The 26,682-nt window shown below is 45.8% G+C and carries 23 protein-coding genes and 1 pseudogene; 10 read left to right on the top strand and 14 right to left on the bottom strand.

Annotated features, from left to right (window positions below):
- Positions 1 to 40 precede the first annotated feature (40 nt).
- The 4 genes from PN466_RS16635 to gmd all read right to left on the bottom strand — a co-directional run bounded on the left by PN466_RS16635 (position 41) and on the right by gmd (position 3,326).
- Positions 41 to 598 carry a 5-formyltetrahydrofolate cyclo-ligase gene (locus tag PN466_RS16635; protein ID WP_271941193.1) on the bottom strand — a complete coding sequence of 186 codons (558 nt, stop codon included), beginning with the start codon at positions 596 to 598 and terminating at the stop codon, positions 41 to 43.
- Positions 599 to 841: 243 nt separating this feature from the next.
- On the bottom strand, positions 842 to 1,207 hold the full coding sequence (locus tag PN466_RS16630; protein ID WP_271941191.1) for a hypothetical protein: 366 nt from the start codon (positions 1,205 to 1,207) through the stop codon (positions 842 to 844).
- Positions 1,208 to 1,327: 120 nt separating this feature from the next.
- Entirely contained in the window at positions 1,328 to 2,278 is a 951-nt protein-coding gene (locus tag PN466_RS16625; RefSeq protein WP_271941188.1) for a GDP-L-fucose synthase family protein, read from the bottom strand.
- Between the two features lie 19 nt (positions 2,279 to 2,297).
- Entirely contained in the window at positions 2,298 to 3,326 is a 1,029-nt protein-coding gene (gene gmd, locus PN466_RS16620; protein WP_271941185.1) for a GDP-mannose 4,6-dehydratase, read from the bottom strand.
- Between the two features lie 217 nt (positions 3,327 to 3,543).
- On the opposite strand from gmd, the gene PN466_RS16615 reads away from it, so the two are divergent.
- The 6 genes from PN466_RS16615 (at position 3,544) to PN466_RS16590 (ending at position 9,789) form a co-directional block, all read left to right on the top strand.
- The gene (locus PN466_RS16615) at positions 3,544 to 4,320 is read left to right on the top strand and encodes a DUF1350 family protein (RefSeq protein WP_271941182.1); all 777 of its coding nucleotides are present in this window, start codon (positions 3,544 to 3,546) and stop codon (positions 4,318 to 4,320) included.
- A gap of 16 nt (positions 4,321 to 4,336) precedes the next feature.
- A complete protein-coding gene (locus tag PN466_RS26005; RefSeq protein ID WP_271941179.1) occupies positions 4,337 to 4,810 on the top strand; it encodes a nucleotidyltransferase family protein in 474 nt (157 codons plus the stop codon).
- Positions 4,811 to 4,852: 42 nt separating this feature from the next.
- Positions 4,853 to 6,784 carry a pentapeptide repeat-containing protein gene (locus tag PN466_RS16605; RefSeq protein ID WP_271941178.1) on the top strand — a complete coding sequence of 644 codons (1,932 nt, stop codon included), beginning with the start codon at positions 4,853 to 4,855 and terminating at the stop codon, positions 6,782 to 6,784.
- A gap of 58 nt (positions 6,785 to 6,842) precedes the next feature.
- Complete coding sequence (locus tag PN466_RS16600) at positions 6,843 to 8,258, top strand: cobyrinate a,c-diamide synthase (protein ID WP_271941176.1); 1,416 nt, start codon at positions 6,843 to 6,845, stop codon at positions 8,256 to 8,258.
- Positions 8,259 to 8,260: 2 nt separating this feature from the next.
- Positions 8,261 to 9,448, top strand: coding sequence for an NAD(P)/FAD-dependent oxidoreductase (locus PN466_RS16595; protein WP_271941173.1), 1,188 nt, complete (start codon positions 8,261 to 8,263; stop codon positions 9,446 to 9,448).
- Between the two features lie 125 nt (positions 9,449 to 9,573).
- On the top strand, positions 9,574 to 9,789 hold the full coding sequence (locus tag PN466_RS16590; protein WP_271941170.1) for a Nif11-like leader peptide family natural product precursor: 216 nt from the start codon (positions 9,574 to 9,576) through the stop codon (positions 9,787 to 9,789).
- Here the strand turns inward: PN466_RS16590 and PN466_RS16585 are convergent.
- The 9 genes and pseudogenes from PN466_RS16585 to PN466_RS16540 form a co-directional block, all read right to left on the bottom strand.
- On the bottom strand, positions 9,772 to 11,007 hold the full coding sequence (locus tag PN466_RS16585; RefSeq protein ID WP_271941168.1) for a cytochrome P450: 1,236 nt from the start codon (positions 11,005 to 11,007) through the stop codon (positions 9,772 to 9,774). The two genes, PN466_RS16590 and PN466_RS16585, sit on opposite strands and share 18 nt — an antisense overlap.
- The gene (locus PN466_RS16580) at positions 11,004 to 11,777 is read right to left on the bottom strand and encodes an SAM-dependent methyltransferase (protein ID WP_271941165.1); all 774 of its coding nucleotides are present in this window, start codon (positions 11,775 to 11,777) and stop codon (positions 11,004 to 11,006) included. Before PN466_RS16580 ends, PN466_RS16585 begins: the two co-directional genes overlap by 4 nt.
- A 2-nt stretch (positions 11,778 to 11,779) precedes the next feature.
- Complete coding sequence (locus PN466_RS16575; RefSeq protein WP_271941162.1) at positions 11,780 to 12,850, bottom strand: hypothetical protein; 1,071 nt, start codon at positions 12,848 to 12,850, stop codon at positions 11,780 to 11,782.
- A 4-nt stretch (positions 12,851 to 12,854) separates the two neighbouring features.
- On the bottom strand, positions 12,855 to 14,111 hold the full coding sequence (locus PN466_RS16570; RefSeq protein WP_271941160.1) for a cytochrome P450: 1,257 nt from the start codon (positions 14,109 to 14,111) through the stop codon (positions 12,855 to 12,857).
- Between the two features lie 74 nt (positions 14,112 to 14,185).
- Positions 14,186 to 14,368 carry a hypothetical protein gene (locus tag PN466_RS16565; protein ID WP_271941157.1) on the bottom strand — a complete coding sequence of 61 codons (183 nt, stop codon included), beginning with the start codon at positions 14,366 to 14,368 and terminating at the stop codon, positions 14,186 to 14,188.
- Positions 14,358 to 14,937: pseudogene (locus tag PN466_RS26400) on the bottom strand (zeta toxin family protein). Before PN466_RS26400 ends, PN466_RS16565 begins: the two are co-directional and overlap by 11 nt.
- A 21-nt stretch (positions 14,938 to 14,958) precedes the next feature.
- On the bottom strand, positions 14,959 to 15,942 hold the full coding sequence (locus PN466_RS16550; protein WP_271941148.1) for a serine/threonine protein kinase: 984 nt from the start codon (positions 15,940 to 15,942) through the stop codon (positions 14,959 to 14,961).
- A gap of 141 nt (positions 15,943 to 16,083) precedes the next feature.
- Positions 16,084 to 16,245, bottom strand: a complete 162-nt coding sequence (locus PN466_RS16545; protein ID WP_271941145.1) for a lasso RiPP family leader peptide-containing protein — start codon at positions 16,243 to 16,245, stop codon at positions 16,084 to 16,086.
- Positions 16,246 to 16,305: 60 nt separating this feature from the next.
- On the bottom strand, positions 16,306 to 18,114 hold the full coding sequence (locus PN466_RS16540; RefSeq protein ID WP_271941142.1) for an asparagine synthetase B family protein: 1,809 nt from the start codon (positions 18,112 to 18,114) through the stop codon (positions 16,306 to 16,308).
- Between the two features lie 51 nt (positions 18,115 to 18,165).
- Between PN466_RS16540 and PN466_RS16535 the strand changes: the two genes are divergently transcribed.
- Entirely contained in the window at positions 18,166 to 18,273 is a 108-nt protein-coding gene (locus PN466_RS16535) for a 2OG-Fe(II) oxygenase (RefSeq protein ID WP_271941139.1), read from the top strand.
- 5 nt (positions 18,274 to 18,278) lie between these two features.
- Positions 18,279 to 20,072 carry an ABC transporter ATP-binding protein gene (locus tag PN466_RS16530; RefSeq protein WP_271941137.1) on the top strand — a complete coding sequence of 598 codons (1,794 nt, stop codon included), beginning with the start codon at positions 18,279 to 18,281 and terminating at the stop codon, positions 20,070 to 20,072.
- Between the two features lie 2 nt (positions 20,073 to 20,074).
- On the opposite strand, the gene PN466_RS16525 is transcribed toward PN466_RS16530, so the two are convergent.
- Positions 20,075 to 21,304 (bottom strand): nucleotidyltransferase domain-containing protein, encoded by a 1,230-nt coding sequence (locus PN466_RS16525; RefSeq protein ID WP_271941134.1) that lies wholly within the window; start codon positions 21,302 to 21,304, stop codon positions 20,075 to 20,077.
- 758 nt (positions 21,305 to 22,062) lie between these two features.
- Here PN466_RS16525 and PN466_RS16520 point away from each other — a divergent pair.
- Both PN466_RS16520 and PN466_RS16515 read left to right on the top strand, forming a co-directional pair.
- A complete protein-coding gene (locus PN466_RS16520) occupies positions 22,063 to 25,491 on the top strand; it encodes an ExeM/NucH family extracellular endonuclease (RefSeq protein ID WP_271941131.1) in 3,429 nt (1,142 codons plus the stop codon).
- Positions 25,492 to 25,740: 249 nt separating this feature from the next.
- Positions 25,741 to 26,553, top strand: coding sequence for a phytoene/squalene synthase family protein (locus tag PN466_RS16515; protein ID WP_271941130.1), 813 nt, complete (start codon positions 25,741 to 25,743; stop codon positions 26,551 to 26,553).
- Positions 26,554 to 26,682: the final 129 nt, after the last annotated feature.

Genomic DNA, 26,682 nt, shown 5'->3' with positions numbered 1-26,682 from the left:
TCAAAGAGGGAAAAATTTGGCAACAGCGCCGGGTGAAGATTCAAGAATCGGTTTTTTGCCAAAATCGCCGATCGCTACAAACCCCTTTTAAGGCGATATCCCAATGATCGACGGGCAGTTGCTCAACCCAAGCAAAATCAAAGAGAATACCCATCGTGGGAATAGACTGCCAATCCTCTGAACTCAGTAACCGGTCATAGTATCCACCCCCATAGCCTAAACGATATCCCTGGCGATCGCAGCCCACGGCGGGAACCAAAATTAAATCTACATCCTGGGGCTGTAGCACGGGGGAATCCGGATGAGGTTCAAAAATGCCATATTTTCCCGCTTGCAGGGGTTCTGAAGGCTTCCAGACATGCCAGGAGAGGGATTTTCCCACAGTTCGAGGTAATCCCCAAACTTGCCGTTCGCCCCACAAAACACTCAGATCGGCTTCTCGGCGATGACTCCAATAGGCGAGAATGGTTTGAGCGTGCTGAAACAGGGGAGCCTGTTTCAGGGTTTGGCAGAGGCGATCGCTTTTCGTTTTCCAGTCTTCTAAAGATAGGGACTCGCGAGCAATGAGGAGCTGTTTACGAAGTTGGCGTTTATCCATTCAATCTATTAACCATTAATCATTAACCATTGATTCATTATTCATTAGACTTCTTGCATAAGTGGGTAGAACATGAAGAGGAATAGAGTAATCCTGTATTCTTATAGTGCTTTGTGCTAGGGAATAGGATTGTGGTATATGGCTTTGGGGATTCGGTCTTGTACTCCATAACGCAAGCAAAGCACTGTATCTCTATTCCCTATTCCCTCACCTTCTGCAAGAAGTTTATCCTTCATAATCCGTCTATGCTTCTCCTGATGATTCGGGGAAAACTAACCGAAATAAGGCCCAAATAAACGTGCTTTCATCGGGTTCTATGCCATTGACATCAATGACTTCTTTGGCCACATCAAAGGCAAATGTTTGTTGATGGAAGGGGAGCGTGCGTAAGGCTTTATAGGCTAACTGGAGTGCCATAGTGGGGTTATTAGCTGCTTCTTGCACCTTAGAGATCGCCCGATCCAGCTCCTCATAAACCAGATCGGGAGACACTTCTAGTTTATGGGCCAGACGATCGACAATCAATTCCTTTTCTTCAGCATTGGCAGAACCATCAACAACGGCTGCCAGAGCGGTCAAAGTAACTATATTTTTTAAGAAAGGATTCATTCGTATTATTCCTAAACATCAAAACGATAGGGGATGGGGGGATAGTGGGCTTTCTGTATTGCCCCCTTTTCCCCCTTTCCCCCATCTTTTTCTAAAGCACCATTTTAGGTGGTCACGACACTATGCCGCCTCTCCATGAGTGCGATACCAGTCAATGGTTCGTTTCAGCCCTTCGCGAAACTCCATATTCGCTGTAAACCCAAACCAGTCTTTTGCCCGTTGGGTATCTAAGCATCGGCGGGGTTGACCATTGGGTTTATCCGTTTGCCAGACAATTTCGCCCTTAAATTCCATTAACTCACAAATGAGTTCAACTAGATCGCGGATGGTAATTTCGTAACCAGTTCCTAAGTTCACGGGTTCAGAGTCATTGTACTTCTGAGTGGCCATCACGATGCCCCGTGCGGCATCGGTGGAATAGAGAAACTCACGACTCGGCGATCCATCTCCCCAAGCAGGAAGGGTTGTATCTCCCCGCTGTTGAGCTTCGTAGACTTTGCGAATTAAGGCGGGAATCACATGGGAACTACTCGGATCGAAGTTATCTTCTGGCCCATATAAGTTTACTGGCAAGAGGAAAATGCCATTCAACCCATATTGTTGCCGATAGGATTGGAGCTGAACCAGGAGCGCTTTTTTGGCAATGCCATAGGGAGCATTGGTTTCTTCCGGGTAGCCGTTCCAGAGGTCTTCTTCTTTGAAAGGAACAGGGGTAAATTTCGGATAGGCGCAAATGGTTCCAACACAGACAAATTTTTCGATACCCGCTTGGTAAGCCGCATGGATAAGCTGGGTTCCCATCATCAAGTTATCGTAAAACAGTTCTGCCGGTTTCTCCCGGTTGAGACCGATTCCTCCCACATGGGCAGCCAGGTGGATGATGATATCTTGATTTTGGACAACTTGCTCGCAGGCAGCCATTTGCCGAAGATCGTATTCGCGCGATCGCACAATGGTAATATGATTTCGGTTTGCTCCTGCCCCCTCAAGCTGCTCAATCACCTGACGACCGAGAAAACCCGCGCCTCCCGTGACCAAAATCCGCTTATCTTGCAATTCTATGGTGGTCATCTTTTTTCCTCAATCTGCCTTAGTCAAATCCATTGCCCAACTGTTTGGCTTTTTCCAGCACTTCTCGATCGGAGTCCACCATCAATTTTACTAGCTCCTCGAAGGTAACGGAGGGTTCCCAACCCAGCTTTTCTTTAGCTTTGCTCGGGTCACCAATGAGTAAATCCACTTCCGCAGGACGTAAATAGCGCTCGTCAAACTCCACATAATCTTGCCAGCTTAAACCCACATGGGTAAAGGCAATATCAAGAAATTCGCGAATGGAGTGGGTTTCATTGGTGGCGACGACATAATCATCCGGTTCATCTTGCTGAAGCATGAGCCACATAGCACGTACATAGTCTTTGGCATATCCCCAATCCCGTTTGGCATCCAAGTTTCCTAAATAGAGTTTCTTTTGCAGTCCAGCTTTAATCCGAGCCACTGCACGGGTGATTTTACGCGTTACAAAGGTTTCACCTCGACGAGGGGATTCATGGTTAAACAGGATGCCATTACAGGCAAATAATTTGTAGGATTCCCGGTAGTTAATGGTTTGCCAATGGGCATAGACTTTAGCGCAGGAGTAAGGACTTCTGGGATAGAAGGGGGTGGTTTCTTTTTGAGGTACTTCTTGGACTTTCCCAAACATCTCGGACGATCCGGCTTGATAGAATCTGACCTGATTGCCGGTACGCTGTTGGTAGTCTCGAATGGCTTCTAAGAGCCGTAGGGTTCCCATGGCGACAGTATCAACGGTATATTCGGGGGAGTCGAAACTGACGCGCACGTGGGATTGAGCGCCCAAATTGTAGACCTCATGAGGTTGAATTTCTTCTAAGATCCGGCGGAGGGTTGTGCCGTCGGTGAGATCGCCGTAGTGCAGGAAAAATCGGGCTTGTTCTTCATGGGGATCGATGTAAATATGGTCGATGCGATCGGTATTGAAGGTGGAACTGCGGCGAATGATTCCGTGAACCTCATACCCCTTCTCGAGTAATAATTCACTCAAATAAGAACCATCTTGACCGGTAATTCCTGTAATCAGCGATCGCTTGCGTTGTGTCATCGGTAATCTTCCTTGCGTCGTTTAAATTAGAGTTAATGGTACCTGATGCCGACCCTAAAACCTATGAGTTCTGGGCATTCAGAGAACGCCCCATCTAGCTTAACACCTTGCCTTTGGCTCTTAAGGTGATCTCATCCCAGGTCACTGCTGAGAATGCCAGGTTCTAGATGTTCCCAACCCGAATCTGCCCTGTTCATCTATAGTAAAAAATAAAATCATGGACTGGTTAGAGATTGATGAAAATTGGGTATTAGTGCCCCCAAGACCGATCGCGATCGTTCATTTTTTGGGGGGGGCATTTATAGGCGCAGCGCCCCATGTGACCTATCGTTGGTTATTGGAGGCGATCGCTACTCAAGGCTATATTATCGTCACCACGCCCTTTATCAATACCTTCGATCATTATCAGATTGCACGATCGGTTCTAGAGCAATTCAATCAGACCTTAACTCAATTAGAGCGTTTAGGAAAACTGCGACGGCGCTATTTACCCCTTTACGGTTTAGGCCATAGTATGGGCTGTAAACTGCACCTGATCATCGGAAGTTTCCCCAAAATTAATCATGCTGGAAATATTTTCATTGCCTACAATAATTATCCCGTGAATCAATCCATTCCCCTGGGTCAAGAACTCAATCTGGCCACCATGTTCCAATTGGAATTCACCCCCTCTCCAGAACAAACAGAAGTTTTGATCGAGAAAGACTATCAGATCCGGCGCAATCTGTTAATTCGCTTTCAGAACGATAACATCGATCAAAGTTCCCGATTAATTGAAATTTTACGAGCCAGATTTGCCAATATGGTGACTTTACAAAGACTTCCCGGTAATCATTTAACGCCCACGGGACAAGATATTAATTGGCAAGCTGGACGGGAATTTAGTCCTTTAGATGCCATGGGACAATGGGTCAAACAGGAGTTTATTTACAAAGATATTACTCGGTTAAAAGCCGAAATTTTGCGATGGCTGAATCCAGGCTTTAGTAGATAATGAAGAGGTTCTAGATATGCATGAAAAAGATAAGACTATAATTGTTCAAACAGACTCTCTTAAAGAGTTAGCCGAGTTCTGGGATACACACGATCTCACTGATTTTGAAGACCGGTTAGAAGAAGTTACGGAGCCGATTTTTGAACGTTCATCTTTAGGAAAAACTGGAGATGATCCTATCAAACCACTACGAACGAAGCAAGACCTCATGTCCTCCATCTTGGCACACCGTGAGACGATTAAAACTTATGGAGTCAGAAGTTTTGGTGTGTTTGGATCGTTTCAGCGTGGGGAGGCAGATGACGAGAGTGATGTGGATGTTTTTGTGGTGTTTGAGCCAGAACAAAAAACCTTTCGGAATTTTATGGATCTCTGTTTCTTTCTAGAAGATTTGTTTGGGCGCAGGATAAATTTGGTCACGCCAGAATCCCTGAGTCCTCACTTTGGCAACCAGATTCTCCAGGAGGTGGAGTATGTCTGTCTCACTTAGGGATAAGAAGTATAATCTCATTAGTCGTTAACGGTTAAGACTATGGATATCGAACAATTTTGGGCGCTCTACAATGCTGGAGAGAGGGACTTTTCGGGAGAAAATTTGAGTGGATTCGATTTGAGTGGAGCTAATTTGAACGACTTTCAAGGGACTCAGGAAGAGTTGGAACAGATGAGTGAGAGCGAAAGGAAACAATATGCTGCATTGGCTAAAGCCAATTTACAGAAAGCCAATCTCAATCGTAGCAATTTCTGGGGAGCCAGTTTGCAAGAAATTAACTTGAGTGACGCGAAATTAGTGAGAGCAACCCTCAGACATGTTAATTTAAGCAAAGCTATAGCTCATAAGGCTGACTTTACCGAAGCCGATCTAAGTGGAAGCAATTTAGCGTGTGCTGATCTCAGCTCTTCAACCCTATCAGGACTGGATCTCAGAAGAGCAAATTTGACCGGGACGAACTTTCAAAATGTGAGTGAAGAACAATGGGAGACGATTAAACATGACAGAGCTTTGTTCTGGAATACTATACCTCCTGATGAGGAAAGCTTTTTTATGGAAAAGCCATCGAGTTTCTCATTGAGAATGAGCGCCCAACAATTGTTAGAAGACTATAGAAATGGAGAGCGTAACTTTTCGGTATTAGACTTGAGTGGAGAGAATTTGCAGGGTTTCAATTTACAGGGTTTCAATTTAAGTGATTCTGAAGGAGAAGAGAGCCAAACCTGTTCGATTGATTTAAGTTGGTCAAACTTAAGCCAGGCTAATTTGAGAGACGTGAATTTAGCCGGAGTGAAATTGCAGGGAACTAAATTTATAGAGGCAGATTTGAGAGGAGCAAACTTTCAGGGGGCAGATTTGAGAGGAGTTAACTTTCAGGGGGCAAACTTAGAAGGAGCTAATTTTCAAGGAGTGACATTATCTACTTATGCTTATGCCTATCTCAAGCGCGGTCGTTATTTTACTACCTTTCTGCGTAGTTACTTCGATCTCGCTAATCTTAGGGGAGTCAGTCTAAGTTGTTCTTCGATTAACCATACTTCTTTTAGTCAGGCATGTTTAAGTGAAATTGACCTGAGCTATTCACATGTATCCAATCTATATTTAAGCGACAATACAGCCGAAAGAATAAATTTACAAAATTCCATAATTTCTATCAAGCTGAACAATATTACATTAGATAATGTGAACTTATCTAATTCCAGAATATTTTCAAGTCTAGATAGTGAATATCATCTAACCAATATTAATTTAGAAGGTGCAACATTGTATGTGTCATTAGATAGGAATGGCGAAATCAAAAATGTTAATTTACGACAAGCTAAGTTAAAAAATCAAGATTTTTATTTTTATGATTATGATTTAGATAATGTGGATTTGACTCAAGCTAAATTAACGGATGTTGATTTGAGTCTAGTTGAATCTAATAAACTCATATTAGAAGACATTTGGTATTGTGGTGTAAGGATGCCGGATGGAAGTCTCCAAACTGAAATTCGCTCAATGGATGGTCGCGAATTATTACGCCAATATGCATTTGGAGAAAGGTGCTTTGGTTGTGTTGATGTAACCGGTGCCCATCTGAATCGGGCTAATTTAACCAGTGCAGATTTTAGTCGGGCGGTTTTAACCGATGCCGATCTGAGTCGGGCTAATTTAAGAGGTACCAATCTAAGATATGCTAATTTAACCGGTGCCCATCTGAGCCGGGCAAAGTTGTCTTATGCCAATCTGCAATATGCAACTTTAGAGAAAGCAAACTTGAGTTATGCTGATCTGACGGAAACAATCTTAGCCGGTACGATCTTAACTGATGCCAACTTATTAGGAGCGACGTTAGACGATTGGCCTGAAGATTATGAGTTAGAGCCGACCAAAGCATTTGACTGTGATGGCGACGAGATAGTTCTGCACAATACAACGATGCCCGATGGCAGGGTAATGACGGGTTTTCTCTACTGTAGAAATGACTAAATTAAAGATTAACTTTGAGGACTTATGGAAATCTAGAAATTTTAGTTTTTAATTGATCATGGGATTAATAATTGCGGGCGATCGCTCTGGAGTGGGGAAGACGACCATCACGTTAGCGCTATTGGCCAGCTTACGAGAACAAGGGGTATCGGTGCAATCATTTAAAGTGGGGCCAGATTATATCGATCCCATGTTTCATAGTTATATTACGGGTCGCCCTTGCCGCAATTTAGATCCGGTGTTAACCTCTCCAGAATGGGTGCAAACCTGTTATCTGCACCATGGGCAAACCGCAGATTGTGCCGTGGTAGAAGGGGTGATGGGACTGTTTGATGGCTTGCCCTATAATTGCCACCCGGACGATCGCCATTTCGGCTCTACCGCCCATGTAGCCAAACTGCTAAACTTACCGGTGATGCTGGTATTAGATTGCGGGCGGATGTCCAATTCTGTCGCCGCGATCGCCCATGGCTTCCAAACCTTCGACCCCAGCCTCAACTTAGCCGGAATTATCCTCAATCGGGTGGGGAGCGATCGCCATCAAGAATACCTGGAAGCGGCGCTAGAACCCCTCAATCTGCCCATTTTAGGCGTATTTCCCCGTCAAACTCAAATTACCATCCCAGACCGCCATCTAGGGCTAATTCCCACGGCTGAATTACCGCAGTTGAACGAGATTTTAGACCGATTAGCCCACTTAGGCAAACATCATTTTAACTGGCAAAAGTTGCAGCAATTTCTCAAAGTCCCAGCGTCACTGTGTCTCCCCATCTCCCCATCCCCCCATCCCCCTATCCCCCCATCCCCTAGCGATAAGCTCCGATTAGCGATCGCCCAAGATCCAGCCTTCAGCTTCTACTATGCCGATAACTTAGATATCCTGCAAAACCTAGGCGTAGAACTCGTTCCCTGGAGTCCGCTGGGCGATCGCACCCTTCCCCCTGCTATTGACGGACTCTACTTCGGGGGAGGATTTCCAGAAATGTTCGCCGAGCAATTAACAGAAAATCAACCCGCTCGCCAAGCCATACACCAAGCGATTGTAGCCGGACTGCCCACCTATGCCGAATGTGGCGGTTTAATGGTATTGTGCCAAAGTCTTACCACATTTGAAGGGAAAACTTGGGAGATGGTGGGAATTTTACCCTCCCACGTCACGATGGAGAAAAAGCTCACCCTCGGCTATCGAAAAGCCAGCACTCTCCATGATAGTCCCCTGGTGGCAGCCGGTACAACCCTTCAAGGCCATGAGTTTCATCGCTCCCAACTCAGTCCTCCTTTCCCCACCCCAGAAGACCAAGCCCTTCCCTTATTTCAATTAAAAGGCTACGATCGCCATACACTCTCGGTAAGCGAAGGATGGCAAATTTATAATCTTCATGCATCATACTTGCATTTACACTGGGGCGATCGCCCAGACATTCCTCGGCGTTTTGTGCAAAATATGTTAGCAATTAGGGAGGGGATTAGATGAGTATGACGAAAATTTACGATTGGATCGTAATTGGGGCAGGCATTACCGGTAGCGCTCTAGCCTATGAACTCAGTAAGCTAGGATTAGAGATACTTCTTTTAGATCAAAGCGCTGATGGCGATCGCGCCACCCGCTATAGTTATGGAGGCATTCATTGGTATGGCACTTCAGGAGACATAGGAAGATTGTTCCATGAAGGAAAAGCCAGACACGAGCAATTATCCAATGAATTAGGCATGGATACCGAGTTTCGAGCGGTAGAGTTTCTGTTTACCGTCGATCCAGGGCAAGATGTGGCACACACAATCGCCGCTTACCAGCAGATGAGCGATCCATTTCAGATGTTAACCCCCCAAGAAGCCTGTGAAATCGAACCTTTGCTCAATCCAGAGGCGATCGTTAGTGCCTTTATCTTACAGCAAGCTCAGGTTAACCCCATTCTCCTCAATCAAGCCTATCAACAGGCGACGATCCGTCAAGGGGGAGTCATGGAAATTGGGGAAGTCCTGGAATTACGAAAGGAGCTGGATCAGTCCTATCACATCAGGACTTCTGAAGCCTCCTATCAGTCGAAAAACGTAGTGGTTTGTGCCGGTGGATGGACTCGAAAACTGCTCAAACAAGCTGGAATTGATATTCCTATTTATTTTACCCATGCAGAATTGGTAGAAATTGTCGAGACTGACAAGCGTTTATCTAGTTTTGTCATCCCTTCCCAAACCCAACTCTATCAGCTTGAAACCTATTCAAGTCGTCCAGAATTGGAATTCCTTTGGGATGAACCGGGACACGAGTTAGCCCCTGCCATTGTTGATACCAGTGCGGTACAGTTTCTAGGGGGACGATTATTATTAGGACAATTAAGCCGCACGGTAACCGATCCCCAGGCTCAGATTAATCCCCAAAGGAGTGAGAACGAAATTCGCCAAAAAGTTGGCCAAATCTTACCCTCTTTAGCTCAAGAACCGGGAACCTGGCATTCTTGTTTAGTGGCATTTGTGCATCAGAATTTTGCCATTATGGGGGCGATACCCAAACGAGACGGATTATATGTTTTTTCCGGGTTTACTGCTCCTATTACCTTAGTTCCGGCGATCGCCCCCCGGTTTGCCCGTCAGTTAACCGGTACTCCCGATCCTCTGCTATCTCCATTTATAGTGAATTCGATTAACCATGAGACATTGTTTTAGAGGGGGTTTGAAACTTGCCCCTACAATAGACTAATCATCGACTATAGTTATGATTATCGTGGGCTGCAATGACGGACCGTTCTCACAATTTCCAAGAGTGATAGAAGAGGGATAAGATAAAACTCATGTCTGTCCAAGTAGCATTACACTTTATCGAGCAATTTCGTGCAGATGAACAATTCAAAACTCGACTTTTAGCCCTCAATAAAAACCCGAACTTAGAAGGCTTTGTTCAACTCGGTTCTGAACTGGGACTCCATTTCACCGTGGCTGAACTGAATGAAGCGCACAAACATGACTGGGCAATGCGCGGGTTGCTGTATTCAAAAGACGACGGGTAATGATTTCAAACCGCGTGCTAGAAAAGTATCTTCCCATTCAAGGGATTCGGTTGCTATGGATAATTCAGGCAAGCGGTTTACCAGCGTACCCACGGCAATTTCTGCCAATAATTTACCCAAATGCCTCCCCAGACAAATATGAATTCCTCGACCGAAAGAAAGATAGGGATTGGGTTGGCGCTGAATATCAAACTTCTCTGGGTTGGGAAACTTGGCAGGGTCTCGATTACCAGCAGCTAACATGCAATTGACGATTTCACCCCGATGAATGGTTGTATTTGAGAGTTGAATATCGGACAGTGCCGTGCGCGAGACGACTTGAAACGGGCCTTCATAGCGCAAAACTTCAGATATAGTCGTTTCTATTAAAGACGGATTTGCTTGTAGCTGTCTTAGCTGCTGGGGATGATCGAGCAAAGTTAAGATGCTGTTGCCAATTAAATGCTTAGTTGTTGAATCTCCAGCAAAAAATAGGAGGATGCAATTGGCAATCAGTTCTTCTTCGCTCAATTGACCCTCAGCTTGTGCTTGAACTAGGGTGCTAATTAGATTCTCTTGCGGTTGGCGATCGCTGTAGTGTTTAGCAATTAAGCTGCGGAAATATTGGGCCAAACCAGCGATCGCCAGCAAACCTTTCTCGTTAGCGATCGCAGTTGCGTCCAAGTCTCCCACTGCAGACAAGCCCTCTGACCATTGTTGAAAGCGCGGATGCCATTCTGATTTTGGAATTCCCAATATCTCACAATTTACATCAAGGGTAAGCGGATAAGCGAAATCCTTGATAATATCCATTATGCCCCGCTCTTTCGCGCGCTCAATGAGGTCGTCAACTTTCTCCTGAATGCGCGATCGCCATGTTTTAATTCGTGTTGGACTGAAAGGAGCCACTAACGATTGACGGATTCTCGTATGATCTGGCGGATTGCGAAGCACCAACCACAGCGCCATCAGTCTTTGACTATCCTGACGCAAAGACAAAAAATGGTGAATTGCCTCTTGGTTAGCGGTTGTCACTCCTGCTAGCCCCGATTCCGATCTCCCAAAGCTAGGGTTGGTCAGAGCTTCCACAATATCAGCGTAGCGCGTCAGCACCCAATCGTTTCGTTCCGGTCGATAGTAGATCGGATGGTGAGTTCGCAGGTAATCATAGGTAGGATAGGGGTTGGCGCGAAATTCTGGCGATCGCGGATTAAAGGGTAAAGGTATTTTTTCACTCATCTTTCTGCCACAATGTCGATTAGGGGAAATGACTGGCACCAGCCCACTGGATCTCGCAGTGCTGCATCTACAAGAGCACGAAGGATAGCAAGCTGTCCGGGAGGCTGGCGATCGCCATAAACGCGATCTAGATTTTCTTTCCACAGTGCGATCGTCCGCAATGATTGAAATCGCTTGTTTTTGATATAATTAATTTGCCAGCCTGCTTGCTCCAGATATTGGGTCAATTCTGAAACCGTACAAAGTTCCATTGATTCGCCAAAAGTCGTCCTTTCTCCCCAATAGTTATCTGTAATACAGTTGACTGAAAGGAGCAGGCGTGGGGCTAACGATCGCAGCCGCTCCAGCAGTCTAGCTTTGTTTCTGATATGAGACATCATTTCCAGGCAAAATATTAGATCGTATTCCCCTCTGATTTCCTCTGTTTCTAGCTCCAAGTCTTGCTGCCAAACATTTAAACCCAGGCTCTGGCAATACTCGACTTGGGTGCTACTCAATGATATTCCGGTTACCGAGCAATTGCGATCGCTAATTAGCATTTTGGCCGGTCCTCCCCAACCGCAGCCAATATCTAAAACCCGTGTGCCAGCAGGGATATAAGGATAAAAATTTCTCACGGTTTGCTTTAAACCCGTTTCTAAATCTTCGGAACCGCGAAAATAGCCAAAATGGTAATGTAGATCTCCACCAATAATTTCTTGCCATTCACTAACCGATTCGGCAGAATAAAACCGATCTAAATCGCAATTTGTTTCGGAACGGGTATTCATTGTTAACTTTTCCCAGATAACCACTGATGTTCAAACCACAGATAAGCTTTGGCTTCTAAGGAATCTGGCGATCGCCAAACCACCTTAATATGACTTAAGCGGCGATCGAATATCGTAAAACGATCCCTAGGCTGCAAAAGAGAAGCGGCAATTAAGTCACTCGGCCAAGATACTTTAGCATTTAGAGGATTCGTTTGACCTGGCCAGCTTAATAAAGCCTCTGGCTTGTCAGGCAAGCATAACCCTCGTTCTACTAAATAATCTAAGAAAATAGCCCAACGGGTTTCGTCTGGAGGCTGTTGGAGGAAAATACATTCTAAGCCAATTTGGGGATAAACGATCTGACCGACATCCAGACATACCGTTAGGCGATCGACTAACCCGAATAATTGTATCATCAAAGCTTCGAGTTCCTCAGTTTCCTCCTGCCAGCCAATTTCTTGCAAATAGGGAATTAACAAATCGGGTTGCAAACGTTTAACATTAACTCGCAAAGCGGGTGAGTTTCGAGAGAGCATCACACCGATATGACTAATAAATACCCCATCAGGACAAGCCCTAAAGCATTGCTCCAGATTATCCTGCCACTCGTGCCAACCCAAAGAACCTAGAAGTAAATCCAGGGATTGGGTAGCAATAGCATAGGTTTCAATGGCTGGCGATACCTCTTGTGGCAATCCGAAGAAAATGGCGGGGAGGGGCAGAAAAACTGATGAATCATCAATATCATACTCTAACCAAATTTCCGAAATTGACTGAAGGGATAACTGCCATTGAGCCAAGAAATCTTGCAATTGGGACGCTCTTGGATCTACCGATATGCTGTTAGTTGAAGTAACAACAGCAGAAATGTGTTCTTCCAGCACAGTCCACTCACTCTCGTCGGGTACAACGCACTGCTGGAAATCGACTGGGGAGGAGTTGGTACTGAGGCGGCATTCAAAGCCACCCCGCAGAATGGGGGCTAGATTGCTCGCTAATGCTTTTAACCCCAATGCCGCATCAGGGTTCACTAATGTTGGCATCAGATGGGGCAAAAGGAGATCGATGGACTCTCTGAGAGTGGAGTTCATTGGGCTAGAACAATACTTGTAAGGATTTTAGTCCGTGAGCCTTATAAGATTCTTCCCATTCTGGGTTTTCATTAGCCAAGGTAATTTTCGGTAAGCGACTGATCAATGTTCCTACCCCTATCCGCGCGACTAACTTAGCCAGCCTCGACCCCATGCAGGAACGCATCCCATAACCAAAGGTAAGATATGGGTTAGGCTGGCGGCAAATATCAAACTTATCGGGTTCGAGAAATTGCTCTGGATCGCGGTTCGCCGCACCAATAACCAAAATCATTTTCTCTCCTTTCCGAATGGTTTGACCGCCTATTTCAATATCGGCTAAGGGCCTCCTGATAATGTACTGTCCCGGGCCGTCGTAGCGCAAGCATTCATCGATCGCCGTTTTCATCAAAGTTGAATTGTTTTGCAGCAAGCGCAATTGCTCGGGATGGCGCAGGAGGGCGAGCATCCCATTGCCGATAATATGGTGATTGGAACCTTGACCCGTAAAAAATAAAAATGTACTGTTCGCGAGCAGCTCGTCTTCGCTCAGTTCTCCTTGGGCTTGTGCGTGAAGCATTGTGCCCATAAGATTGTCCTGTGGCTCTGTAGCCTCGAGCAATTGGGAAATTAATTTGCGAAAGTATTGTGTCAGATTTGTCAATGCGAATTGACCCCGTTCGTAAGTGGTCTGGGATTTATTCAGATCGATGGATAGGGCGATCTCCCGCGCAAGGGGCACGAGGCGCTGGCGATCTTCTACAGGGATTCCGAGAAGTTCTGAGATAGCTTCGACCACAAGCGGATAAGCAAAATCTTCAATGATGTCCATATTTCCCGATGCCAGTACCTTATCAATAGCGCGATCGGCCATCATTTGCAGGTGCGGTTCGAGACGGCTAATCTTTTGATGGGTAAATCCTGGATTGAGTACCTTCTGTAGGCGATCGTGCTGCGGTGGATTGGTGACAATAATCCAATGTTGTCTGAGCCTTTGGCTTTCTTCCCGCAAATGCAAAAACCGATCGAGAAGTGGGTTTTGTCTATCTTGAGGAGTTTGCAGGTCTTGCGGATGTGGCTCGGTTCGATCGCCCAGTGGCTCTACTCCATCGCGAGGATCGATGCGATTATCTTTGAGAAGGGTCACAATATCAGCATAGCGCGTCAAAATCCAATCTTCTGTTGACTGCCGGTAATGGATGGGGTCTGTGGCGCGGAGGCGATCGTAGACGGGATATGGATTGGCGCGAAATGCTGCATTTCTGGGATTGAATTCCATCATTTATTTTCTAATAAATTCCTTGCCCTTTTTCAGGGTTCTACTTTAATCGGATTCCTTCTACCGTTTGGCAAAAACTATATATCTTTTTCCAGAGGTGGTATTTTGTCGCTCTCGATAGTAACAACCTTTCCATCTTGCCAAATACTAATTGATTGGCCCAGTTTGCGATGTCTCTCGATCGCCTCGGCAATAGCTTGTTTCACACCCGCATAAATTTTTTGATGCAGTGGTGAAAGGGGAGGATTTTTAGGGTTCATCTATATCTCCAGTAATTGAACTCCAGATTTCCGCTTGATAAACGATGGGCTTGGAGGCTTCGCTATTATAACTAGCTACTAATTGAATGTCTAACCCTGAATTGTTGCAGACAATACAACTATCGCTTAATGGCAAATACAATTGGCTGAAATTTTTTCTGCCTCTTTCATAACGACGACGGATAGTTGCTTCAGGAATATTATGCCCTCCACTAGCCACCCGTGCCTACGCGGGCGATCGCTAATTCCGGGCTGACCAACCAAAAATAAATTAAATTAACCGCATACCCTTTAGTTTTACAGCGTTGCAAGAATCGGACATAATGGCGAGAGGCAAGGGTGGTTTCAAATGCAAAATCAGCTCCAGCATCGGATAGTGAATTTAACCGTTCTAGCATCAAGCGTCCAGCTTGGATGGCGACAGACTCAGGATTAAATGGTGAGAGTCCAGCCGCAATTTCATCAGCATTGACGTACTCAAGCAATTTTAAACTGTTTGGCAACAATTTCATTGCGGTAGTTGTTTTGCCGGAACCGTTACAACCGCCGATGATGTAAACTTCTGGCACAATCCTGTTACGATCTATCCGTTATTTATAGCTTGCGGAGATAGTTGTACCAGCCAAATCTGCCAAAATAGCATCGCAGAGTTGGGGCAATGCCTCCAAGCTATCCTTGCGAGAGATCGCGCGCACGGGGACTTGCCTGGCGACGCGACCAAAACCAGCAAACTCCCGCCCTTGCTTGTCCGCATCTAATTTGAAATGACTTACAGAGCGCTGCTGCATCAACTTCATCACTGCTATTGCTGGAGGAATGGGTTCTATCTTTGGCGCTTCTAAACCCAGCTTCCGTTCTCCAAGAATGTAGATAGCCACCAAGGGCAATGGTTCGCTCTGAAACTGCCAAGCGGTGTCAGACTTACTGTTATCGCTTAAATCGAGAAAACGTTTCTCCGAAGATCGGAAAATCTTGGTTAAGTCAGCTTCCGAACCGTAGAGAGCATTCACACTTTGCGGCCACAGTCGCAGGCGAGGATATCCGGGTTGTACCAGGAAATGTTCTTCGCACTCCTGGAGAACTGCAATATCATCGGCTAGAATCGAGTATCCTCGATTAGCCAAAGCGGCTGCCGTCGTTGACTTTCCAGCTCCTGTTTCCCCGACGATCGCGATCGCCCGGCCGTCGGTTTCTACGACGCAAGCATGAAGACAGAGCATACCTCGCAAGCGCAAGGCACAAGCGAGAACCTGTCCTACCAATAACGTTGTCACATCTTCGATACGAGACTGAGGCCAAGTTGCTTTGATATGAGTCGCATCAGAGTCTATCTCGAAATTAACGTGTCCGTATCGTCCGTCTCCGCGAAACCAGATCTGTAAGTAGGTGCCATCTGCTTTTTCTATCCAGTCTATTCCAGAGGGAAGATCGTCGGTTAACGGCGATCGCAACATCCCATTCAGATCGACCCAAACATCTACGGGCGTATTAGCACTCGCAGGCGTTAGACCGGGAAGAGGCTGGTTCGCCTCTAAGGTTAAGCCATAAGTCGCATATCTAAAGGATTGCTCCATTTTATCTAAAATGCTTATGGGATTGCTAGTGTTGACGATCGATTGGGGATTAACCAAACACTGCCATCATGCCCAAAAGGCAGATAACAGTGCTTGATTCATCGCGACATTCAAGTCAGGTCAAAAACTCGAAAGTTGGAATTAGGAACCATACTGATTAAAGAATGAACCGCCATCATTCCCGGTGGCAGGACGAGGCTGAGTCAGAGTCAGCTCGCTCACACTGCCAAATTTCCGCAGTTTGGGAGTGCGGTATTCCCTGTGCTCGGCAGTATTTCCTTGGTTTTCATTTATTTGTCGCATGGTAGATCTCCTCAAGTTCAATTCGGGGATAACATTAGTCTGGGTCTTTACTCACGCCAGTTATTGGTGACGCAACCAGTATGCCAAGTGCAGAACTAGACCAGCTTGATTATAGCTTGCAGGAGTTAGTTGTCCAATCGATTGCAGTTTTTGCAGCAGGAGCTCGCTGTTGACATAGTTTGTTAGTTCTGGTGCAGTCATCAATTCCACCATCCAGGGCTGAAGTCCGTGCTGCTGCATGAAAGTGTAATGAGGAAACCCTTGCAGGGTTGTTTTAGGTCGCTGGCGAACGGACTCGGGCAACAGACCTTTCATAGCTTCCCTGAGCAAGAATTTATTTTCAAACCAGGGAGTAGGCGGCACAGAAAGCAAGTATGATACCAAGCGCAAATCGAAAAAGGGAAAGCGAGCTTTAAGAGGAAAACCAGTGAAGCCCGGATCGGACCAAGAAAATATGTTTGACCACAAGGGAGCAGTCGCCATCCCGTAGCGATCTCTCTGGGGCGAGACCCTATATGTTTCATATATTTCTTCCTGTCGCGCTTTCAATTGCATTCGTTCGGCGAAATCTGGGTTAAACCAGTCAGGAAAATCAATCGTTTGTTGCTCTTGCGGCTCTCTTTTGAGCCACTGGTGCAACCGGGTTCGCAACCTCACTCGGGCGCGAAGGGAGTCGATGTAACCCAAAATATTATTCCGATCCTGTCGCAACTTATCCTGGGAAGAGGGCACTGGCTCGAATGCCGGATCGCCGCCAAACCCAGCTAGTCGCACCCGACTGTATGCTGCTACGCGCCGCGTCAGATCGACTTCAGCCACTTGGGTGGGAATTAATAGGGGTTCGGGATATATATAATCTGGGTGTTCTGGAGGGGCTTGCCCGATGTAGTCTTCTGCTACCAGATACTCAATTGGAAAACCTGCCATTTCAGCAACTTGCGCGGCATAGTCTCCTTCGTCGTCGGGAATCAGTTGCTTATATATAATAGTGTAAGCTCGAAAGTCTACCGAGGAATGGTTTGCCTTCATTAACCTATAAGCAGTAGCGGCAATACTGGTGGAGTCCATTCCCCCGCTTAAATTGCTACCAGCGATATGGGTTCGCAGTCTGTCTGCAACTGAGTGTTCAAATAATTCCCGAAACTGCTCGACATATTCTTCCGGGTGTTGATAATTCAGGTATTCCACATCTTCGGGCAATTGCCAGTAACGCTGAATGTTAATTCTACCTTCAGAGTAAATTAGGGTGTGAGCGGGGGGCAATTTCTGGATATCGGCAAAGGTGGTGGTCGCCCGATCCATGTTGTTACCAAAGAGGAGGAAATCGGCGATCGCGCTCTCATTCAGGCGATCGGATACTCCAGGATGGAAGCGCACGGTATTGAGATGATTGCTAAACACCAGAGTTTGCCCCATTTGTGCATAATAAAAGGGGACAATGCCAAACTGGTCTCTGGCACAAAATAAACGTTGTTCGTGGCTATCCCAAATGGCAAAAGCAAAATCCCCGCTCAGTCGTTCTAAACAAGCGTCTCCCCAAACCTGATAGGCATGTAAAACCAAGTCAACATCAGGCGCATTGTTCTCTAGATTGCATCCCGAAGCACGCAAGCGTTCAATTAGCTCCTGACGGCGATCCAAGCGGATATCCCCGGTAATCCAAATCTTCCCATTTAAACCCAGAGGTTGCTGTTCATTTTCCGATTCCCAGGTTGTCCGCAAGAGAGCATGACCGAAACCCACATACCCCTCACTCCATATATCCCTAGCATCAGGAGCTTGAGGTCTCATTAAATCGGTCATTTGCTGTAAAAGATTGGTATCAATGGGTTGACCGTCCCCATTGACAATACCGACAATACCGCTCATAAAGTCATATACTGCATTTGACTTGCTATTCAATTAAACCAAAATCTGTCAATGTTCGATCAATTAACCCTGTTTGAGAGCGATCTGATGCATGAAGTGAAGCCAGTGACGGCCGGGGAGCGATTGACGATTGTCAGTTGGTTCTTGGGAGAAGAATAACACCGATGCAATCTCAACTACAACTGCTCAAAAATCTGAAAAGAGCGATCGCTTTAGTTTGGCAAAGCACTCCCTTTTGGGCGACTCTGACGATTATCCTCGTCTTCTTACAAGGTTTATTGCCGTTAGCCTCACTGTATTTAATGAAGTTACTGATTGATACGGTGACTGCGGGGATTGGCAAGGGGATGGCTGCCTTTTATGATGTCCTGGCGATCGTGATTCTGGTGGGGATAACGGCACTGATTACCAATCTACTACGGGCTTTATCTGGGTATGCCACCCAAGCTCAATCGCAAATTGTTACTGATTCTGTCAATGATATTTTACACAGCAAATCCGTTGAGCTTGACCTGGAATATTACGAAAATGCCAATTTTTATAATTCTCTCCACCGCGCTCAACAGGAAGCCAGCTATCGACCGCAAAACCTACTCAATAGTTTGCTACAGTTGGCTCAAAATGCAATTTCTCTGGTGGCGATCGCCGCATTACTGCTCTCCCTCCATTGGTCAATTAGTCTAGTCTTATTAGCCGCAGCACTTCCCGTGTTATTGGTTCGTTTACAGCAGAGCAAAATACTGTACCGGCAGCAAAAAACTTGGACGGGTAAAGAGCGTATGGCTTGGTACTTCCATTGGATGCTGACGCTGAATTCCTATGCCAAAGAAATCCGGTTATTCGATCTTGGCTCTCTATTTCGCCGACGTTATTATAACCTACGCCAGGAAATTCGTCAAGAAAAATTAGCTCTGGCTCGGCAACGGGCGATCGCCGATTTTTTAACTCAATTGAGTGGTATTCTCGCGATTTTTGCCGTATTTAGTTTTATTGCCTATCAAACCATCCAAGGAGAAATCACGCTCGGAAGTTTGGTCATGTATTACCAAGGCTTTCAACGAGGTCAAGCCTTTTTAGGACAGCTTCTGTCTAATATAGCGAGTTTATATGAAAATAGTTTGTTTCTCTCCCATCTTTACGAATTCCTGGACTTAAAACCCACTATTGCTAATCCGATCCATCCTCAATGGCTTCCTCAACCTTTCCAAAAAGGTTTAAGATTTGAAAATGTTTCCTTCCAATATCCCCATAGTCGTCGTCCCTTACTCGAAGACATTAATCTGACGATTCCCGCAGGAGAAACAGTCGCGTTAGTGGGAGAAAATGGCGCAGGAAAAACCACGTTAATTAAATTATTATGTCGTCTCTACGATCCGACAAATGGACGAATTACAATTGATGGCGTTGACTTGCGCGAACTTTCTGTTATCGATTGGCGACGAAACATAAGTGTCGTGTTTCAAGATTATGTGCGCTACAATTTAACAGTTCGAGAAAATATTGGCTTTGGGAACATTGACCATATTGATAATCACCCAGATATCATCAAAGCCGCGCAAAAATCCGGAGCGGAAGGAATTATTTCTCGACTGCCAAGAGGCTATGATACCATGTTAGGAACGCAATTTGAAGAAGGAGAAGAATTGAGCATTGGCGAATGGCAAAAAGTGGCGATCGCTCGTGCATTTTTGCGTCCAGCTCAACTGCTGATTCTCGATGAACCCACCAGCGCACTTGATGCTGAGGCAGAATATGAAGTATTTGAACAATTCCGTCAACTGATTCAAGGAAAAACCGCTATTCTCATCAGCCATCGTCTGTCTACAGTCAAGATGGTCGATCGCATCTTTGTTTTAGAAAATGGTAGCATTGTTGAAACAGGCTCTCACGAAGAATTGCTGGGAGTAGGCGGTACTTACGCTCGCTTGTTTGCTATTCAAGCTAAGTATTATCAATAATATCAACCTTTGAATAAATTCCAGAGAGACGATATTTTTTCTTTGGTGATTTTATGCTTTCCGATTAACCTGACAATTCTCAGGGGATAATAGACAAAAAACAAAAGATCGGGCAGGGGAAATAATTCTCGATCGCTTGCATTCACACGAAAAATAATCTTTAGCAAATATTGCAACCTACTCCATAAAGTGTTTTCTCTTCTCTCCCACAAACTGATAATAAAGAAGATATAGCCATATTCCATGTTTTTATGATACATATACTCTTTATGTTGTCTGGCAACTTTCACCACTTCTGGAAACTGCTTCAGCTTGTCTGAAAATATCTCTGGAAGGGAAATCTGTAGATAGGTTTGGGCGATCGCAACTCCCAGCAAAAATACGCGATCGCTCTCATCTGTTCCACATTGAGCCATAACTTGCTGCCAATTCACCTCTGGATAAGTCTGTATTAATGCTCCAAAATCACAGATTCTTTTTAATGTATTCCAACTGTCTTTTGTTCCCTGAAGATAACTAATAGCGATACAACTTTCTGGAGAGAATGTGGCGACTTCTTTCCCCAAAAAAGATAAAGTTTGCAAGCCCTCAAAAAAGAGTTCAGGCTCGATCTGTAGATAAAAGTCTTGTGGCGCTAACTTATAATGTACGTCGATGTTCACTTGGCGATCGGGTAACACCATCTGAGCTTCTCCAAGACTCTCTTCATTTGCACCAAATTTCTTGTCATAATACCCTTGCTCAATCAGCACATCTTTAGCTTTAGAGAAATCTTGAGGACGAACTAAGACATCCAAATCAGAAAACTCTCTCAATACCATATTACCATAAGCCAAATTTGCCCAGATTGGCCCCTTAAAAGGAATGGCTTGAATATTATGTTCTGCAAATAAGTTCAGCACTTGCAACAGTTTATTGGTCAGAAACAAATTATAGGTCATTCGTTGTTGAACTTTAAGTTCTATTCTCTCCAATACAGATGAAGGAATGACCTCTGGATGAGTTGCTTTTAGAGTTTGAACCAGGATCATAAAGACATTATTCTGAACTGCATTTTGCACCAGAATATCCCAGTGTAAATTAGTCCGGAGTAAACCGCAAACATCAGAGGAAGTAGCTGAATTTAATTGATAACGAATACAGCACAAAAGCAAGTTCTTTTCAGCTAAATCGCTTTGATTCTGACTGGCGATTTGAGAGCCTATGTGATGTTCTGTTTGTTCTTGAATCATTGTTTACGGTGGTAAGATTTATCAAGCTATTGATTGACAATTTCCGTAACATTTTACCAGAGCGTTATGGAATATAAACGGGTAACCTGAATGGCTTTATTTGTCCAAGAAGAGAATGCCGATATTGACTGATGGGAACGCCACCACCTCTTTTTGTCTTTGATGGTTCTAGTTCTGGGATTAATGTCCAGATGGGAGACCAAGTGTAAGTCACGGGAGTCGTCGATCAATTGTTTGGTCTCACAGAGTGAAGCAACATTACCAACTTTACCGTTTGCTCAGTGTCATGGAACTGTTTCAGCTCGATCGCTCATCCAAAGCAGTGATGTTTGGAGAATACACTCGGCTTGAGCCAGTGGAGTAGGTCAACCAAAGAATGCTCTCAAGAAGAGGAATTTGTCCCAACTGCCTCCTCTTTGACGGTTATGTAACAGAAGGGGGGAGTTAAGAATCGTTACTCACTGCTTCTTGGCTGGCGATTCAAGTTAAAAGCAAAGTGACAGAAGAGGGATATTCTTTACCTAAAGTTTATCTCGTCTTCAGCAACACTTGACCAGAGCTTTATGAAATATAAATGATCGCACCTTACTGTAAAAAGCTGTGTGGCTTCCTCCTAGTCTTGGGTACTGACGCAAGTTAAGAGACAAATGATTCAGAAGTCAAGCCGGGATTAATCGCCTTCGGAACTTCTCCAGAGTGCGATACCCATTCGTTTACCCATCTACTCAATCACAGCAAACTAAGCACAGTAAAAAACAATGGCACTCAATCCAGGGGACATCGCATTTGTCCAATACAACGCCGATAACCCAGACAACTTCGCTTTCGTTGCTCTTGTCAATATTGCCGATAGCGAATCTATTCTCTTCACCGATAACGGTTGGCAATCTAACAACACCTTTCGTGCTAATGAAAACACTATTACCTGGACTCCCCCTGCTGGCGGCATCACTGCGGGAACGGTGGTAACCATTACCGGAACTACAGCATCTTCCGGGACACTCAGTGCAACTACACCTGCACTAAGTACCAGTGGAGACCAGATCCTCGCCTATCAGGGAGCATCTGACTTTATCGCCGCTATTAACAATGAAGGGACGACAGGAGTATGGCAAGCTGATGCCACTAGTAGTAATACCTCAGCATTACCTCAAGGACTCACCAACGGCACTAATGCTGTAGCCTTGATTGAAATCGATAATGCCCAGTACGTAGGCACTACATCTGGGACTCAAGCTGAATTACTCGCTGCTATCAATAATTCTGCCAATTGGACGGGTAGTAATAGTACAGCTCAAACCTTCTCTGGAAGCTTTACTGTTAGTGGTTCTCCCTCTCCCTCACCTTCACCTGCTCCCTCCATCACCTCAATTCACGACATCCAGGGAAGCAGCGCGGCTAGTGCCCTTGATGGCAATACGGTAACGATTGAAGGTATTGTTGTTGGCGACTTCCAAGACGGAGCTGGAGCTGGAACCAATGGCGATCTCAATGGCTTTTTTGTCCAAGAAGAAGATGCCGATGCTGATGGAAATGCCGTCACCTCAGAAGGAATTTTTGTCTTTGACGGTTTCAGTCCTGCGGTTAATGTCCAGGTGGGCGATAAAGTGCAAGTGACTGGAGAAGTTGAGGAATTTTTTGGTCTGACGGAGCTAACTAACGTCAGCAACGTTACGGTTGTTTCTTCTGGAAATACTTTACCTACTGCGACGGATATCTCCCTTCCCGTTGCTTCCACGGTAACTAATGCGGATGGCGAACTCATCCCCGATCTGGAACAATACGAAGGGATGTTAGTCCGCTTTACCGATACCTTGAGTGTAACGGAAATGTTTCAGCTCGATCGCTTCGGAGAGCTAAGAGTTTCCCAAGGCGGACGCTTAGAACAGTTTACGCAAAATAATGCTCCCAATGTGGCCGGATTTGCTACTCACCAGCAAGATATTGCCCGGCGTAACATTGTTATTGATGACGGTCAAACGGTTCAAAATCCTGACCCCATTATCTTTCCTGATGGTAGCCTCTCTACTGCTGATGGCTTCCGCATGGGAGATACCGTAACCAATTTGACTGGAGTAGTCAACTTTAGTCGGGGGAGTGGGGGTTCTGGAGACCAAAACTACCGCATTCACCCCACGGTTGCACCGACGTTCGTCTCGACTAACCCCCGGCCGGCAACGCCTAATGCTGTTGGTGGCAGCCTAAAAGTCGCTGGTTTCAATGTTCTCAATTACTTCACTACTCTAGATGAAGGCAGCAACACCACTGCTAATGGTAATAACCCTCGTGGCGCAGATAATGCCACAGAGTTTACTCGGCAAACGGAAAAACTGGTTACAGCGTTAAGTACTTTAGATGCTGATATTGTTGGGTTAGTGGAGGTTGAAAATGACTTTCAAGCCGGAAGTAGCGGTAATGCGATTGAAAATCTGGTGAATGAGTTAAATGCCTCGGTTGGTGCCGGAACCTATGATTGGGTGAATCCGGGAACTCAGTTTGTGGGGGATGATGTGATCGCGGTAGGATTCATCTACAAACCGAGTCAAGTGTCTCTCTCTGGTAATAGCAGCATCTTAAATACAGCCGCTTTCCTCGACCCGAACAATTCTGGACAGAACCGCAACCGTGCGGCTTTAGCCCAAACCTTCACCGAAACCACTTCTGGGGAAAGCTTTACCGCTGTTGTCAATCACTTCAAGTCTAAGGGCAGTTCTGGCCTGACTGATACCAGTAATCCAGATTTTGACCAGTTGGATGGTCAAGGGTTTTGGTCTGATACCCGTGCTGATGCGGCTACTGCTCTGGCCAATTGGGTCAATACTGACCCCACCAATAGCGGCGATAGTGATTTCTTGATTTTGGGCGATCTCAACGCCTATGCTCAAGAAGATGCGATTACTAACCTGGAAAACGCAGGATATACAGATTTAGCCCAACAGTTTCTCGGCTCTGATGCCTATTCGTTCGTCTTCGACGGACAAACGGGAACCCTAGACTATGCTCTGGCGAATTCCAGCTTGCTCTCGCAGGTGACTGGAACGACGGAGTGGCACGTCAATGCAGATGAACCCGATGCGATCGACTATAATACGGACTTTGGTCGGAATACTGGTATTTTTGATGGATCAGTTCCCTTCCGCAACTCCGATCACGACCCCGTAATTGTTGGTCTTAATCTAGGAGCGTCTGCACCAACGCCAACGCCGACTCCTACGCCGACTCCCACCCCAACGCCAACCCCGACTCCTGGGAATGGAACGGTTGAAATTAGTCTGAATGCGGAACAGGTTGCTGCTGTAGTGGCAGCTTTGGATAATCCTCCTCCTTTCCCCTCGCCCAATTTAGCCAGCGTAACTATCACGGGAATCAATACGTTTGATCTTCTTCTGGGAGACAACCAGAATGAGACGTTCAATGCTAGAGGGGGCCCGGATATCGTTGTTGCTGGTGGTGGAGATGATAACGTCAATGGAGAGGCTGGAGCCGATCTGCTAATTGGTAATCAAGGTCGCGATATTATCAGTGGTGATGCTGGGAATGATGTTATTTTTGGTGGTCAAGGTGATGATGCTGCCCGTGGTGGTGATGGCGGCGATCTGGTAAGTGGCGATCGCGGTAACGACCTGTTGCAAGGAAATGGGGGTAATGACCAACTCTTTGGTGGTAGCGGTAATGATAACCTCAATGGAGGGCCGGGTAACGACTTGGCCTATGGTGGACGAGGGGACGATCTGCTGCGTGGCGGTCAAAATGACGATATCCTTATCGGTAATTTAGGTAATGATGGTCTACGTGGAGATGCCGGTAACGATCGGTTATTGGGCAATCAAGGCGCGGATTACTTAGATGGCGGTGTGGGTAACGATACTCTGCGTGGAGGTCGAGACAGCGATACTCTCCTCGGTGGTACTGGCGATGATCTCCTCTATGGAGATATCGGTAATGATAGTCTCGTCGGTGGAGTCGGGAGTGATGTCTTTGTGCTACAGAATGGTCGTGGAACCGATCGCATCGCTGATTTTGGTACAGGCGATCGGATTGGGTTAGCTGGAGGGTTAACCGTCCAACAGTTACAAATTACCCAAACTGGAGCCAATGTTACTCTTTCATTTGGCAATCAAATCCTAGCAGTGGTGGAACAAACCAATGTGAGTGCCTTAACTCCCGACCTATTCCTGAGCGTATAATCCATAGTAGAAGAACTCAATCGAGTGGGGGTAATCTCCTCCACTTTGATTGTTGTATAGCAGAGAAGAAAGGAGTTAAGAATCGTGACTTACTGCTTGCTGGCGATCGCCCTCCGGTTTGCCCATCAGTTAACCGGTACTCCCGATCCTCTGCTCTCCCCATTTACCCTAAAACCGATCTAAAAAACTTGCTTGTCTGCTCTTGATGAATTATAAGCTAGTAACAAGCAAATGTGAGGAGTTGAATGGATGAGCGCCCTTAAAAGTGCCTTAGAGATTTTGGAAGAAACGAGTCGGACATTTTATATTCCGATTATCCGTCTTCCTCCTAATCTACAAGAAGCAGTGGCTTCTGCCTATTTATGTATGCGTGCCATTGATGAGGTTGAGGATCATCCAACTCTGGACAATGAGGTAAAAAGCCAGATTTTGCGTCAGATGAGTTGGGGATTACAGTCTGGGGTCAATAATGGCACATTGGCACAAGCTCGCTTGAATTGGGGCAGGTATGAGTCCGAGATTCCAGAGGTGAGTTTGCGATTATATGAGTGGGCAACCTTAGCACCCCAAGATATTTCTCCCCGCATTTGGGATGCTACCGCAGCGATGGCGAACCGGATGGCTGCTTGGGCTGAGTGTAACTGGAATGTCGTGACTGAGCGGGATTTAGACTGTTATACCTTTAGTGTCGCTGGGGCTGTGGGCTTGATGCTTTCGGATCTGTGGGCATGGTATGATGGCACGCAGACGAATCGGACTGAGGCGATCGCCTTTGGACGAGGGTTACAAGCCGTGAACATTCTCCGCAATCACCACGAGGATCGCCAGCGTGGAGTAGATTTTTTTCCCCAAGATTGGACAATTTCTCAGATGCAAGCCTATGCCCGTCGTAATTTAGAGTTAGCCAATCAGTATACAGAAGCTTTGCCTGCTGGGCCAGCATTGGAGTTTTGTAAGATTCCTCTGGCTCTAGCTCATGCAACCTTAGACGTATTGCAAGCAGGAGAGGAAAAGCTCTCTCGGACTGCGGTGTTAACCTTGATTCAACAGATGACAAGGTAGTGGGATAGAGGGATGGAGAGATTAGACTTCTTGCAGAAGGTGAGGGAATAGGGAATAGGGAATGGGGAATAGGTATTAGAATACAGGATTCCTGCATTACTATTCATTTTCTGCCCATTTATGCAAGAG

Source organism: Roseofilum reptotaenium CS-1145 (genome assembly GCF_028330985.1).
Taxonomy (GTDB): Bacteria; Cyanobacteriota; Cyanobacteriia; order Cyanobacteriales; family Desertifilaceae; genus Roseofilum; species Roseofilum reptotaenium.
This window is presented reverse-complemented; position numbering and strand designations above follow the sequence as displayed.